Here is a 12,408-nt window from a genome sequence, read left to right as displayed (position 1 = left end):
TTGCAAATTTTGCAAGTAACGGGCCTTTCATGTCACGCGAGGGACCCACGGACCGCAGCCCGCGAGCCCGGCGTCAGCAGCTCTGCTTGTAGAAGTACTGCGCGTTGGCGTCCATGTTGGCCTTGGTGATGGAGTGCAGCGAAGCGGTCAGGTTGCGCGTGACCGGCTTCCCCTCCAGCGCCGCGATGGCCTGCTGCACGCCCTGCTGCCCGATGGCGGCCGGGTCCTGCGCGATGAGGCCCTGGTACTCGCCCTTCTTCAGGCCCTCGATCTCCGACGGCGAAGCGTCGAAGCCGATCAGGTTGACCGCGCCGATCTTTCCCGCGTTCCGCAGGCCGGTCGCCGCGCCCTCACCGGTGTTGAGGTTCGTCGCGAAGATGCCGATCAGGTCCGGGGTGGACGCCAGCGCGGCGGTCACCTTGGACGCGGCCTGGTCCGGCTCGTTCTGGGTGAACTGCACGCCCGCCGACTTCAGGTTCGGGTAGTTCTTCAGCTCGTCCTCGAAACCCTTCGCGCGGGTGTTCGTGGTCGAGGTGCCCGCGATGGTGTCGAGCACCAGCACCGAACCGGTCTTGCCCGCGGCCAGTTCCGACATCGTCTTGGCGGCCAGCTTGCCGCCCTCGGCGTTGTCCGAGGAGATCGACGACTCCGCCACGCTGGTGTCCTTCAGCGCGGTGTCGACCTCGATGACCTTCGCGCCGCGGCTCTTGACCTGCTGGATCGGCGCGAGCATCGCCTGCGCGTCGGTCGGCGCGATGAGCAGCGCGGCGGGCGGGTTGGAGCCCAGCGCGTTGACCAGCTGGGTCTGCATGGCGGCGTCGAACTTCTGCGGCGCCTGCGTGGTGATCTCGTAGCCGGCCTTCTTGGCCTCGGCCTCGGCACCGCACTGCATCGAGATGTAGAACGGCTCGGCCTGCACACCCGGGATCAGCGACAGCTTCTTGTTGTTGGTCTTCGCGGCGGAGTCACCGGAGGACGATCCGCCGACCGTGCCACCGCCGCAGGCGGTCAGCAAGGCGGCGGCGGACAGGACGGCACCGGTGACGAGCAGGGTCTTCTTCATGGGGATTGCACCTCTTTGTGCGTAGGGAAATTCAGCGAGAGTTGCGGCGACGACGGCGCCGCTGGTCGAACCAGACCGCGGCGATCAGCACCGCGCCGACCGCGATCATCTGCCAGAAGTCCTGGACCTGCGTGATGTTGAAGCCCTTCTTCAGCACGGCCGGGATGAACACGCCGATCACCGTGCCCAGCACCGAACCGACGCCGCCGAAGAGGCTCGTGCCACCCATCACCGTGGCGGCGATGGCGTTGAGGTTGTCCGTGGTGTGCGCCGAAATCGTCGTCGACGCGTAGTACGCCAGCGAGAGGAAACCGGCGACACCGGCGAGGAAACCGGTGAGCGTGTACACCTTCAGCAGATGCGCGGTCACCCCGATGCCCGCCCGCCGCGCGCCTTCGGCATTGGAGCCGACGGCGAAGGTGTAGCGGCCGAATTTGGTGGTGTGCAACAGCCAGGCGCCGATCAGCGTGATCACCACGGCCACCAGCACCAGGTTCGGCACGCCGCCGAACGACGTCCCGTAGCCGAGCGTCTTGTTGAGCTCGGTCGGCACGCTGCGCACGTCGGACCCGTTGTTCAGCAGGTACGCGGCGCCGAGCGCGGCACCCATCGTGCCGAGCGTGACGATCAGCGGCGGGATGTTGGCCACCGCGATCAGGAAACCGTTGACGAGCCCCCAGATCGTGCCCGCGAGCACGGCCGCCAGGAGCCCGACGAGGATGACGTCCCAGCCCGCCTTCGTCGCGTCACCGCCGGGGCTCATCGCCTCCATCGTCTTGCCCGCCACCATGCCCGCGAAGATCAGCACGGAACCGACCGACAGGTCGATGCCCGAGGTGATGATCACGAACGTCATGCCGACCGAGAGCACCAGCAGCACCGAGGTCTCGATGAGCAGCGTCTGGAAGGTGAACAGCGTCGCGAATTCGGCGGGCGCGATCGCGGTGAACACGATGATGAGCGCCAGCAGCACCAGCGCGATCCAGAACGTGTTGGCCCCGATCAGCCGCTGGCCGATCGACCGCTTGCCGAAACCACCGTCCACGGAGGACTGGATCCCGGGGTCCTTCTTCGCCGGAGTGGACACGGTCACGCCGCCTCCTCTTGTACGAGGGCGCCCGTCATCGCGGCGACCAGGTCTTCCAGTTTCGTGTCGGCGCCGGTGAACCGGGCGACGCGCTTGCCGAGCCGCAGCACCTCGATGCGGTCGGACACCGACAGCACCTCGGGCATGTTGTGGCTGATCAGCACGACGGCGATGCCCTTGTCCCGCACCTTCTTGATCACGTCGAGCACGCGTTCGCGCTGCACGACACCGAGCGCGGCCGTCGGTTCGTCCATGAACACGACCTTCGACGCCCAGACGACCGACCGCGCGACCGCGACGCTCTGCCGCTGCCCGCCCGAAAGCGAGCCGATCGGGACGTCGGTGCTCTGCAGGGTCACGCCGAGCCGCTGGAACTCCTCCACGGCCTGGCGGCGCATCTCGGCCTTGTCGAGCATCCCGAGCTTGCCGAGGATCCCCTTGCGGTGGATCTCCCGGCCGAGGAACAGGTTCGCGGCCGGGTCGAGTTCCGGTGCGACGGCGAGGTCCTGGTACACCGTCTCGATCCCCATCCGCCGGGCGGTGGTGGGGGAGTCCAGGTGTGTGTCCTCGCCGTCGAGCAGGATCTTGCCCGACGTCGGCTGCTCCGCGCCGGACAGGCATTTGACCAAAGTGGACTTCCCGGCGCCGTTGTCGCCGATCAGCGCGGTGACCTCGCCCGCGCGCGCCTGGAACGACGCGCCGCGCAGCGCTTCCACCGAACCGTAGCGTTTGACCAGGTCCTGTGCGTCGAGCAGGAGTTCGCTCACGACAGCTCCCTCTTCTCGGGGGCCGGCGGACGGCAGCGGATGACCGTGACGTCACCCTCCACAGTGGATTGACCGGCGTCGTGCGGGACCACGTAGGTCTCGCCCTTGCGCAAGGCGTACTCGCCGCCGTGTTCGGTGCGGAGCGTTCCCGAACCGTCCATGACGACCAGCACCGCGAAGGACGGGTCGAGTGACAACGTTGTCGCAGCACTTGAAACGACAGAGCCGGAAACAGCGGGACGCAGCTGGTCGGCACGGAAGAACGCGTCACTGCCGTCGGCGAGAAGATCCACAGTGGACGCTTCGTCGCCCGCGGTGCGCTTGACGATCGAGCCGAGCCGTTCTTCGTCCCAGCCCGAGGTGTCCAGGGTTTCGATGGCCGTCTCGAAGCCGATCCCGAGGTGTGCCTTCTCCGGGTCCGCCAGGAAGTCGCGCCATTCCAGGGTCAGCGAGAAGTCGGTCGGCTGCTGGAGCTCGACGACGAACACGCCCTCGCCGATCGCGTGCGGCAGCCCGGCCGGGATGTAGACCGTGTCGCCGGGGGTGACCGCGACGCTGTTCAGCGCTTCGAGCATGGCGGGCGCGTCCTGGGACCGGGCCCATTCGTTGACCGTCGCTTTGTCGACGGTCTCCTTGAAACCGGGGTAGACGCGCGGGTCGTCGCCGTAGGTGCCGACCACGATCCACGCCTCGGTCTTGCCGAAATGCGAGTCGAAGTGCCGCCGGGCGAACGAATCCGACGGGTGGAAGTGCACCGGCAGGCGCTGGCCCGCGTCGAGCAGCTTCACCAGCAGGCCGGTCGAGTCGCCGAGTGCCTCGACGTGCTTGGCGCCGAGCCAGGCGCCGGGGTTCTCGCGGACCGCGTCGCGTAGCCAGGCCCCGTCGGGGAGCTTGGTCAGGCCGTTGGTCTCCTGGCCGAACATCGTGGTGGCCGAGCCGACCCAGTCTTCGGGCCCGAACTTGGACTCGGAGGTGGCGCCCCGCAACGCGGCGATGGCGTCGCCGCCGCGGTAGAACTGCGGCGGCTGGTTCGCCGGCAGGCGGATCGGTTCGAGGTGACCGCTCATGAGGGCGCGACCTCCCCGGAACCGCGGGCTACGAGATGCACGGGCAGAACTACCTTTCTCGGTGCGGATTGATCTCCCTGGACCCGGGCGAACAGCAGTTCCGCGGCCGCCCGGCCCAGCGCGCTCACGTCGTGCGCGATCACGGAGACCGGCGGATCCAGCAGATCCGCCAGTTCGAAGTCGTCGAAGCTGATCATCGCGGGACGCCGCTCCGCGTGCGCCAGCGCGCGCAGCAGGTGGACGGCGACACGGTTGTTGCCCGCGATCACGGCGGTGGCGGGGTTCGGCCCGGTGAGCAGCCGCCGCACGGCGTCACCGACTCCCTCGGCCGTCGGCGTCCGCATCACGACGAGGCTCTCGTCGTAGGGGATCCCGTTGCGGACGCAGCCTTCCCGGAACCCGCGCAGGCGCTCGCCCGCGGTGAAGATGTCCGGGCTGTCGGCGAGGAACGCGATCCGGCGGTGACCGTGTTTCGCCAGGTGGGCGACCGCTTCGACGGTGCCGCCGATGTTGTCGACCAGCACCGTGTCGGCCACGATGTCGCCGGCGGGCCGGTCGAGGAACACCACGGGCGTGCCCGCGCGCATCTCGGGGACCAGGTAGCCGTGCTGCATCCCGGCGGGGACGACGAGGATGCCGTCGACGCGGCGGGAACAGAACTCGAGGACCAGTTCGCGTTCGCGGTCGGAGTTCTCCTCGGACGAACCGGTCAGCACCTGGCGGCCGAACGAGGTCGCGATGCGTTCGACGGCGCGGTTGAGTTCCGAATAGAAGGGGTTCCCGACATCTTCGACGATCAGGCCGATCGTCCCGGTCGTCGAGCCGCGCCGCAGGTTGCGCGCGCCGAGGTTCCGCCGGAACCCGAGCTGCTCGATCGCCGCCATGACGCGCTCCGCGGTGTCCGGATGGACGGCGGGCTCGTCGTTCACTACCCGCGAGACGGTCTTGATGCTCACGCCCGCGAGGCGGGCCACGTCACTCATCGTGGCCCGTCGGCTGGTGGTGCGGTGGCCGTTGTCCGGTCCGCTGGAAGACAACGTTGTCATAGTGGCGGGAATTGAACGCGAGCGACGCGATGATGTCAATGCCCGGTTCGTCCTGGAGACGCTTTCCGAGTTCGAACCGTTACTGCCGGGTGTATCCGATGCCGCCGTTCGCGTGGTCCTTGTCCTGAATCGGACAGGGTTTGGCGGACCTCTTGACCAGGTGGTCTGTTCTTGTCGAAGGTGAACAAGCAGCGACAACGTTGTCAGGAGGCGGCCTTTCCCATGCCCGCAAGCACTTCGACCCGCGTCGCCGGGTTGCTCATCGCGCTCACCGTCCCCGCCGGGCTGCTCGCGCCCGTCGCGGCGGCGGCGCCCGGTGGCGACCCCGTGGACGCGGTCAACACCTTCATCGGCACCAAGGACGACGGCAACACCTTCCCCGGTGCCTCGGCCCCGTTCGGGATGACGCAGGTCAGCCCGATCTCGTCGCATTACGCCGGCTACCGCTACGACGACACCGCGATCCGCGGCTTCGGGCATTTCTTCCTGTCCGGCGCGGGCTGCTGGGAGCAGGGCGGTCTCGTGTCGTCCCTGCCCACGACCGGTCCGGTCGGGCCCGGCGCGGCGTTCGACACGACCAAGGCAGACACCTTCGACCACAAGAAGTACGCCTCGCCGTACACGCACGAGGGCGAGGTCGGTAAGCCCGGCTACTACAAGGTGCGGCTCACCGGTTACGGCGGCGTCGACGCGGAGACCACCGCGACCACGCGGACCGGGGTCGAGCGGTACACCTTCGCGAAATCGGGCGACGCGAACGTTTTCGTCAACGTCGGACAGGCCAACGACAAGGAACCCGTGACGGCGAGCCAGATCCGCGTCGTCGGGGACCGGACGGTCGAAGGCATGGTGGAGTCGCAGGCGTTCTGCGGCGGGAAACCGTACAAGACCTGGTTCACCACGACGTTCGACAAGCCGTTCAAATCCTTCGGCACGTGGTCGCCCGCCGGCGGCACTCCCGGCTCGAAGGAGTCCGCCGGCGGCGAGGGCCTGCGCGGTGCTTGGCTGACCTTCGGCGGCGGACAGGTCACCGCCACGACGGCGATCTCCCATGTGGACGCTTTCGGCGCCAAGCTCAACCTGGCCTCGGAGAAGGGCCGATCGTTCGACGCGGTCCGCGACGGCGCCCAGCGGGCCTGGCGCAAGGAACTGTCCTCAGTGGACATCAAGGGCGGGGCGAAGGACGACCGCACGGTGTTCTACACCTCGCTCTACCACGCGTTGCTGCAGCCGCTGACCGGCAACGACGCCGACGGCCGGTATCGGGGGTTCGACGACAAGATCCATCGCGCGCTGGGCTGGACGTACTACGAGTTCTTCTCGTTGTGGGACACCTATCGCACGCAGAACCAGTTGCTCGCGCTCTTGCGGCCGTCGCGGGCGAAGGACGTCGCGAAGTCGGTGCTCGCCATCCACGACCAGGGCGGCTGGCTGCCGCGCTGGGCCTACGCCAACCAGGAAACGAACACGATGACCGGCGATCCGGTCACCCCGTTCCTGGTCGACCTGTGGCGCTTCGGCGCGCTGTCCGGGCAGGAGCTCAAGGCGTACCAGGCACTTCTGCAGAACTCGCGGGAGATCCCGCCCGCGTCTTCGCCGTTCCAGGGCCGTGCGGGGAACGCCAGCTATCAGAAGGACGGGTTCGTCCAGTACGACAAGGACTTCCCGAAGAAGGGGCAGGACACCGACCCGGATCACGGCGCTTCGGCGACCTTGGAATACGCGCTCGCCGATTGCTCGCTGTCGATCATGGCCGCCGGTCTCGGCAAGAAGGACGACGCGAAGGCCTTGGCGGAGAAGGGACGCAGCTATCGCACGCTGTGGGACTCGTCGGTGACCGACCGAGGCTTCACCGGCTTCTACCGGCCCAAGCTCGAAGGCGGCGAGTGGTTCAGCCCGGCGGGCAAGCCGTTCAACCCGCAGAGCCAGGACGGGTTCCACGAGGGCACGTCGTGGCAGTACCAATGGCTGACCCAGCAGGACGTCCCCGGTCTCGTCGACCGCATGGGCGGCAAGGAGAACGTCGGCAAGCGGCTCGACGACTTCTTCGCCTATGGGGACCTGGTCAAGGATCCGGCGAAGACCGTGCGCGAGGAATGGGTCGTCGGCCCGTACAACTACTACAACCAGTTCCGCTACAACCCGAACAACGAGCCGGATCTGCATTCGCCCTGGATGTACACGCTGACCGGGCAGCCGTGGAAGACCTCGGCCGTGGTCCGCGCGGCGCACACGTTGTTCACCAACGCGCCCAACGGTGTCACCGGGAACGACGACCTCGGGACCATGTCCGCGTGGTACGTCTTCAGCGCGCTCGGCCTGTACCCGGCGGTGCCGGGCACCGGGCAGTTCGTGCTCAACGCGCCGCGGTTCGAGAAGTCGGTGGTGCGGCTGGAGAACGGCCGCGACATCACGATCAAGGCCGCGGGCGCGGATCCGTCGAAGCTCCAGTACGTCCAAGGACTGGGATCCGGTTCGCAGCGGGCTTACGTCGGCCTCGAACAGCTGACGCGAGGGACCACTTTGGACTTCAAGCTCACCGAAGACGCCGCGAAGGCGACGTGGGCGACCGGTCCCGAAGGGGCGCCGAAGTCGCCCTGCGCCGGGTGATCCGAGTGGTTTAGACCGGTTCGTACCGGGGGTCGTGAGGAGCATCACGGCCCCCGGTGTTCCGGTGAGGGCCGTCACGCCTCACACTGGTATTACCACGTCCGACAGCGCTGTTGACGTCCTTGGCGAGTCCGCCTTGGACAGTGCTCGTCGGACGTAGTCATGTGAACACACGTAGTGGTGAGACCCCACAGGAGGAGAAAGTGTCCAGCAAGGCCGCTCTAGTATTCCGCGTGGCCGCGGTAGCCGAAGCCCTCTCCTGGGCCGGGCTGCTGGTCGGGATGTTCCTCAAGTACGCCGTCAAGCTCGGCGAGGGCGGCGTTCCCGTCCTCGGCATGGTGCACGGCGTCGTCTTCGTCCTCTACGTGCTGGTCTCCCTCTCCGTGGCGAAGCCGCTCGGCTGGCGCCCGAAGACCCTGATCCTCGCGCTGCTCTCCAGCATCCCGCCGCTGTTCACCTGGCTGTTCGAGTCCTGGGCGCTGCGCAACGGCAAGCTCGACGGCCCGCAGCGGCTATCGCACGGCGGTGTCGGCCTGTTCGACCGCACCCCGGAACCCGCCGCCGTCTGATCTTTCCTTGATCGCGTGAAGGCCCCTTTCCCTCGGCTCAACCGAGGGAAAGGGGCCTTCACGCGCTCGCGGGGTTATTCGGTGAAGTCGCCGGTGGCCTTGCGGACCTTGGTGAGCAGGTCGGTCAGCTGCTCGGTCTGCTTGCCGGTGAGCCCGGTCAGCCCGAAGTCGATCTCGGTGACCGCCTTCGTGGCCTCTTCGCGGCGTGCGCGGCCTTCGCCGGTGATCTCGACCAAGGTGGTCCGGCGGTCGGTCGGATGCGGTACGCGCTTGACCAGCCCGTCCTTCTCCAGCCTGTCGACGATGTTGGTGACGCTCGTCGGATGCAGCTGCAGCCGCTCGCCCATCACGCGCATCGGCAGGTGGGAGGCGCGGGCGAAGGTCAGCAGGACCAGCGCCTCGTACCGGGCGAAGGTCAGCCCGTGCGGCTTGAGCGCCCCGTCCACCGCGGACTGGATGATCTGCTGCACGCGCATGATCCCGGTCACCGCGGCCATGGTTTCGGACGGCCCGATGCGGGCCTCCCACAGCTGCGCCGCGCGGGCGATCGGGTCGAACGGCAACGGACGGCTCATGGCGATCGAAGTTACCAGCGGGTACCCGTGCCATGCCGCACGACCGGGTGTTATGCGTGGGAAAAGTGTCTGAACGAGGAGCAGAAGATGATCGTGGCCTTCAGTGTCAGCCCGTCCGCGACCGAGGAAGACGGCGGTGTCAGCGAAGCCGTCGCCCGTGCGGTGAAAGTGGTGCGCGAGTCCGGCCTGGCGAATTCGACCAACGCGATGTTCACCAACATCGAAGGCGACAGCTGGGATCAGGTCATGGACGTCGTCAAGCGGGCCGTCGAGGCCGCGGGTGAAGGTTCGTCACGGGTCGGTCTGGTGCTCAAGGCCGACATCCGGCCGGGCTACGAAGGCCAGCTGACCGCCAAGGTGGAGCGCGTCGAGAAGCACCTGGGCGACTAGGTCAGGCGCTTCGTCATGGCAGCGGCGGGGTGAGGGAGAGCAACCACAGCTTCTCCTTGACCGCGACCGCCACCGGATAGCCGAACGCGCTGCCGTCGGCCAGTTTCCCGCTGACGGTCGCCGAAGTCGGCGCGAGGTCGTCCGGTGCGAACTTCACCGTGACGTCGTGGAAACCGCGGCCGGCCAGCGCGTCGACATAGGACTTCGCGAAGTCGCCCGCCGACGCGGGCGGATAGTCGATGAGCTCGGAGAAGGCCTCGGCGTCGTGCTCGTTGAGCGCGGCGGTGAGGTCCTCTCGAAGCTTTCCCGGGCTTTCGACGCCGGGGTCGGGCTGATGGGCGATCAGCACGGTGATGACGCTCACCCAGGTGACGGCGATGGCTATCGCGACGGCCACGGTGGCCGTCCGGCGTGTCGGAATGTCGATCACCTCCTCGCAGCGAGCCTGCCGGACCGGGACCGTCCTGCCAAGCGGGCACCCGGGGGCATGCGGTGAAACGCTCGGGTATGCGTGCCAGGATGGAACCGTGACACACCCACGCGGATCAGCAGCGAAGACGGCGGCCCTTTCCGCCGCGCTTTCCGGCGCGGTCGACCTTTCCGCGCTCAAGGCGCGTGCCGAGGCGCCCCAGAAACAGCCTCCCGCCCCACCAAGGGCTCCCGCGGCCGGTGGCGCCGCACCGGCCGGTGCGGCACCGTCGGCCGGTGCCGTGATCGAGGTCACCGAAGCCACTTTCCAGACCGATGTCGTCGAGCGATCCATGCAGCAGCTGGTGGTCGTCGACCTGTGGGCCGAATGGTGCGGGCCCTGCAAGCAGCTCAGCCCGGTGCTGGAGCGCCTCGCCGCCGAGTCCGGCGGCGCCTGGGTGCTCGCCAAGGTGGACGTCGACGCCAACCCGCGCATCGCGCAGCTCTTCGGTGCGCAGTCGATCCCGACGATCATCGCCATCGGCGGCGGCCAGCCGGTCGACGCGTTCTCGGGCGCGCTGCCCGAACCCGAGATCCGCAAGTGGCTCGGTTCGCTGCTCGACGCGCTGCGCGACCGGCTGCCCGGCATCAAGGCCGCCGAGGAGAACGGCGGCGGTGTCGAGGTCCCGGAGGACGTGCGGTTCACCGAGGCCGAAGAGGCCTTCGAACGCGGTGACTTCGCCGCGGCGCAGGCCGCCTACGAACGCATCCTCGACGTCGAGCCCGCGAACGAAGACGCCAAGACCGCGCTCGCGCAGGTCAAGTTCACCGCCCGCGCCGAGGCCGCCGGCCCGGACGCGATCGCGAAGGCCGACGCCGAACCGGCCGACCTCGACGCCCAGCTCGCCGCGGCCGACCTCGAAGTCGCCGGGCAGGAGCCCGAAGCGGGCTTCGCGCGGCTGATCGCGGCCGTGCGGCGTACCGCGGGCGACGACCGCAACAAGGTGCGGGAGCACCTGGTGGCACTGTTCGAGCTGTTCGACTCGGCGGACGAGCGGGTCATGAAGGCGCGGCGGGACCTGGCGAGCGCGCTGTACTGACGTTTCGCCGCTCGGGTTTCGAGACTCGGGTTTCGAGACCCCCGGACGCTATGAAAGGCCCGTTACTTGCAAATTTTGCAAGTAACGGGCCTTTCATGTCACTTCAGGGAGCCACGACCGGACCGGTCACGATCAGCCGTACTGCGTCGAGCACACCGAGGAGCTCTCCAGGTAGCCCTTCCGCAGCGCCTCGATCCGCTCGAAACCGTTCTCCACGCGCTTGCCGTTGACGTCGGCCGAGACCAGGCTCTCCGGGCTCAGCAGGTCCGAGATGGCCTCGTCGAGGTCACCGGCGGAAAGGCGCAGCGTCGCGCCGGGCACCGAGCTGGCCTTCGCCCACGCGCCGACCAGGCACGCGGTGCGCAGTCCCGCGTTCGCGTTGTCGATCGACGCGCCGACACCCTTCTGGATGCCCATCGCGTAGCGGGACGCGATTTCCGAGAACGCGGCGAAGTCGCCCTTGCCCTCGCTGTGCCCGCTTTCCCATTCCGCCTGCTGGTCGACCGGCTGGGCGAGTTCGCGCAGCTTGGCCATGTCGATGCTGACGGTGTTGTTCGACGGGCAGTACGACGCGGGCGGGGTGCTGGGGCCGCCGGAGCAGCTGCCGTTGCCGTCTTCGGTGATCTCCGGGCCCGGGACGCCGGCGCCCTTGAAGGCGTCGTCGAGGCTCTTCTTCAGGATCCCGATGATCTCGGCGTCGAGCTTCGCGTCGCCCTTGCCCTTGTCACCCTTGTCGAACGGGCGCTCGGTGATCCGCGCCTTGATGTTCTCCTCGTTCATCGCGGCGCATTCCTTCGGGCCCTTCTCGAACCCGACCTGGAACGCGTACGTGCGGTCGAACGCCGTGCCGTGCGCGCCCTGTTTGGTCGCGCTGGTGCCCGCCTGGTCGCGGATCAGGAACAGCGACGCCATGACCTGGTTGAGGCCTTCGGAGGTGGAGACGCGGTAGAACTTGCTCTTGTCCTCGGCGACCCAGCGGAAGTAGCCGCCCGCGAAGCAGTCGGCCTGCTGTTCCTTGACGATCGACGGGGTGTTCTTCTTGATGCTGGCCTTCTCGCCGAGCCGGTACTGCACGGCGTGGCCGAGTTCGTGCGCGAGCACGACGGCGCTCGCCATCTTCCCGAACCGCTCGCGCAGCATCGGCAGCAGCACGCCGCGGTCCCACGCCACCGAGTCGTCCGGCGGGCAGTAGAAGGCGTTGATGAGGCCCTTGACGCTGCCGCATTTGGTGTCTTCGTCGTCGGTCCGCGCGCTGTAGGACAGCAGCGACTTCAGCGGCTCGTACTGCTGGCCGAAGTCGCGCGGCATGACTTCGGTCCAGTAGGTCTGCGCGTCGGCGATCGCGGCGATGGCGAGCTGGTCGTCTTCGGAGCCGTCCTCGTTGCGGACCTGCAGGTCCGGCTTGGGGGCGTCCGGCTTCAGGCCGCTTTCGAAATGCGTGATCGGCAGCCCGGCGACGTCACCGGCGCCCGGCTGGCTGCCTTCCTTGCCCGCCGTCGAGCTTCCCTTGTCGTTGCACGCGCTCAGCCCGAGGGCCAGCGCCACCACGACCGCGATCAGAGCCGGGCGGCGAAAGCCCCGCACTCCCCCTTGGATCATGTTCACTCGCTTGTCGTCAGGGCCCCGACCGGGCCGCGTAAACCGGCAAGCAGGGACCCTACCCAGCGCTTATGGCCCGCGTGCAGGTAATCCCCGAAGTGGGTCTTGAGCGGGGTGGGGGCGGTCC

Annotated in this window: 12 protein-coding genes; 4 read left to right on the top strand and 8 right to left on the bottom strand. The window is 68.1% G+C overall.

The genetic code is table 11. The features are described 5' to 3' along the window. Positions 1–73: 73 nt before the first annotated feature. The 5 genes from ACLJPX_RS28030 to ACLJPX_RS28010 are packed head-to-tail and all read right to left on the bottom strand — an operon-like array spanning position 74 to position 4,967. Positions 74–1,063 carry an ABC transporter substrate-binding protein gene (locus tag ACLJPX_RS28030; protein WP_168214386.1) on the bottom strand — a complete coding sequence of 330 codons (990 nt, stop codon included), beginning with the start codon at positions 1,061–1,063 and terminating at the stop codon, positions 74–76. A gap of 31 nt (positions 1,064–1,094) precedes the next feature. Further along, on the bottom strand, positions 1,095–2,156 hold the full coding sequence (locus tag ACLJPX_RS28025) for an ABC transporter permease (protein WP_410603142.1): 1,062 nt from the start codon (positions 2,154–2,156) through the stop codon (positions 1,095–1,097). After that, positions 2,153–2,917: an ATP-binding cassette domain-containing protein gene (locus tag ACLJPX_RS28020; RefSeq protein ID WP_410603140.1), complete on the bottom strand. Its 765-nt coding sequence runs from the start codon at positions 2,915–2,917 to the stop codon at positions 2,153–2,155. The genes ACLJPX_RS28025 and ACLJPX_RS28020 overlap by 4 nt, the downstream gene beginning before the upstream one ends. After that, a complete protein-coding gene (locus tag ACLJPX_RS28015; RefSeq protein ID WP_410603138.1) occupies positions 2,914–3,984 on the bottom strand; it encodes a class I mannose-6-phosphate isomerase in 1,071 nt (356 codons plus the stop codon). The genes ACLJPX_RS28020 and ACLJPX_RS28015 overlap by 4 nt, the downstream gene beginning before the upstream one ends. Next, the gene (locus ACLJPX_RS28010) at positions 3,981–4,967 is read right to left on the bottom strand and encodes a LacI family DNA-binding transcriptional regulator (protein ID WP_101610054.1); all 987 of its coding nucleotides are present in this window, start codon (positions 4,965–4,967) and stop codon (positions 3,981–3,983) included. Before ACLJPX_RS28010 ends, ACLJPX_RS28015 begins: the two co-directional genes overlap by 4 nt. A gap of 285 nt (positions 4,968–5,252) precedes the next feature. On the opposite strand from ACLJPX_RS28010, the gene ACLJPX_RS28005 reads away from it, so the two are divergent. Together ACLJPX_RS28005 and ACLJPX_RS28000 are read left to right on the top strand one after the other, a co-directional pair. Then, the gene (locus ACLJPX_RS28005) at positions 5,253–7,640 is read left to right on the top strand and encodes a GH92 family glycosyl hydrolase (protein WP_410603136.1); all 2,388 of its coding nucleotides are present in this window, start codon (positions 5,253–5,255) and stop codon (positions 7,638–7,640) included. A gap of 203 nt (positions 7,641–7,843) precedes the next feature. Then, positions 7,844–8,209, top strand: a complete 366-nt coding sequence (locus ACLJPX_RS28000; RefSeq protein WP_410603134.1) for a DUF3817 domain-containing protein — start codon at positions 7,844–7,846, stop codon at positions 8,207–8,209. Between the two features lie 74 nt (positions 8,210–8,283). On the opposite strand, the gene ACLJPX_RS27995 is transcribed toward ACLJPX_RS28000, so the two are convergent. Then, positions 8,284–8,784 carry a MarR family winged helix-turn-helix transcriptional regulator gene (locus tag ACLJPX_RS27995; RefSeq protein ID WP_184894533.1) on the bottom strand — a complete coding sequence of 167 codons (501 nt, stop codon included), beginning with the start codon at positions 8,782–8,784 and terminating at the stop codon, positions 8,284–8,286. 87 nt (positions 8,785–8,871) lie between these two features. Here ACLJPX_RS27995 and ACLJPX_RS27990 point away from each other — a divergent pair, with 87 nt between their 5' ends. Beyond that, positions 8,872–9,174 (top strand): MTH1187 family thiamine-binding protein, encoded by a 303-nt coding sequence (locus ACLJPX_RS27990; protein ID WP_101610051.1) that lies wholly within the window; start codon positions 8,872–8,874, stop codon positions 9,172–9,174. Positions 9,175–9,187: 13 nt separating this feature from the next. Here the strand turns inward: ACLJPX_RS27990 and ACLJPX_RS27985 are convergent, their stop codons facing one another. Then, positions 9,188–9,604: a hypothetical protein gene (locus ACLJPX_RS27985; RefSeq protein ID WP_410603131.1), complete on the bottom strand. Its 417-nt coding sequence runs from the start codon at positions 9,602–9,604 to the stop codon at positions 9,188–9,190. Between the two features lie 97 nt (positions 9,605–9,701). Between ACLJPX_RS27985 and ACLJPX_RS27980 the strand changes: the two genes are divergently transcribed. Next, positions 9,702–10,682, top strand: coding sequence for a tetratricopeptide repeat protein (locus ACLJPX_RS27980; RefSeq protein WP_410603129.1), 981 nt, complete (start codon positions 9,702–9,704; stop codon positions 10,680–10,682). A gap of 132 nt (positions 10,683–10,814) precedes the next feature. Here ACLJPX_RS27980 and ACLJPX_RS27975 read toward each other — a convergent pair whose 3' ends face one another. Continuing rightward, entirely contained in the window at positions 10,815–12,287 is a 1,473-nt protein-coding gene (locus ACLJPX_RS27975) for a neutral zinc metallopeptidase (RefSeq protein WP_101610048.1), read from the bottom strand. Positions 12,288–12,408 lie beyond the last annotated feature (121 nt).

It is taken from the genome of Amycolatopsis sp. lyj-90 (assembly GCF_046549035.1).
Classification (GTDB): domain Bacteria; phylum Actinomycetota; class Actinomycetes; order Mycobacteriales; family Pseudonocardiaceae; genus Amycolatopsis.
Note: the sequence above shows the minus strand (reverse complement) of the source record. Positions and strands in the feature narration are given on the sequence as shown.

Coding starts and splice junctions, on each gene's coding strand:
- ACLJPX_RS28005 (WP_410603136.1), top strand. CDS start 5,253: ATGCCCGCAAGCACTTCGACCCGCGTCGCCGGGTTGCTCATCGCGCTC.
- ACLJPX_RS28015 (WP_410603138.1), bottom strand. CDS start 3,984: ATGAGCGGTCACCTCGAACCGATCCGCCTGCCGGCGAACCAGCCGCCG.
- ACLJPX_RS27995 (WP_184894533.1), bottom strand. CDS start 8,784: ATGAGCCGTCCGTTGCCGTTCGACCCGATCGCCCGCGCGGCGCAGCTG.
- ACLJPX_RS27990 (WP_101610051.1), top strand. CDS start 8,872: ATGATCGTGGCCTTCAGTGTCAGCCCGTCCGCGACCGAGGAAGACGGC.
- ACLJPX_RS28030 (WP_168214386.1), bottom strand. CDS start 1,063: ATGAAGAAGACCCTGCTCGTCACCGGTGCCGTCCTGTCCGCCGCCGCC.
- ACLJPX_RS28010 (WP_101610054.1), bottom strand. CDS start 4,967: ATGAGTGACGTGGCCCGCCTCGCGGGCGTGAGCATCAAGACCGTCTCG.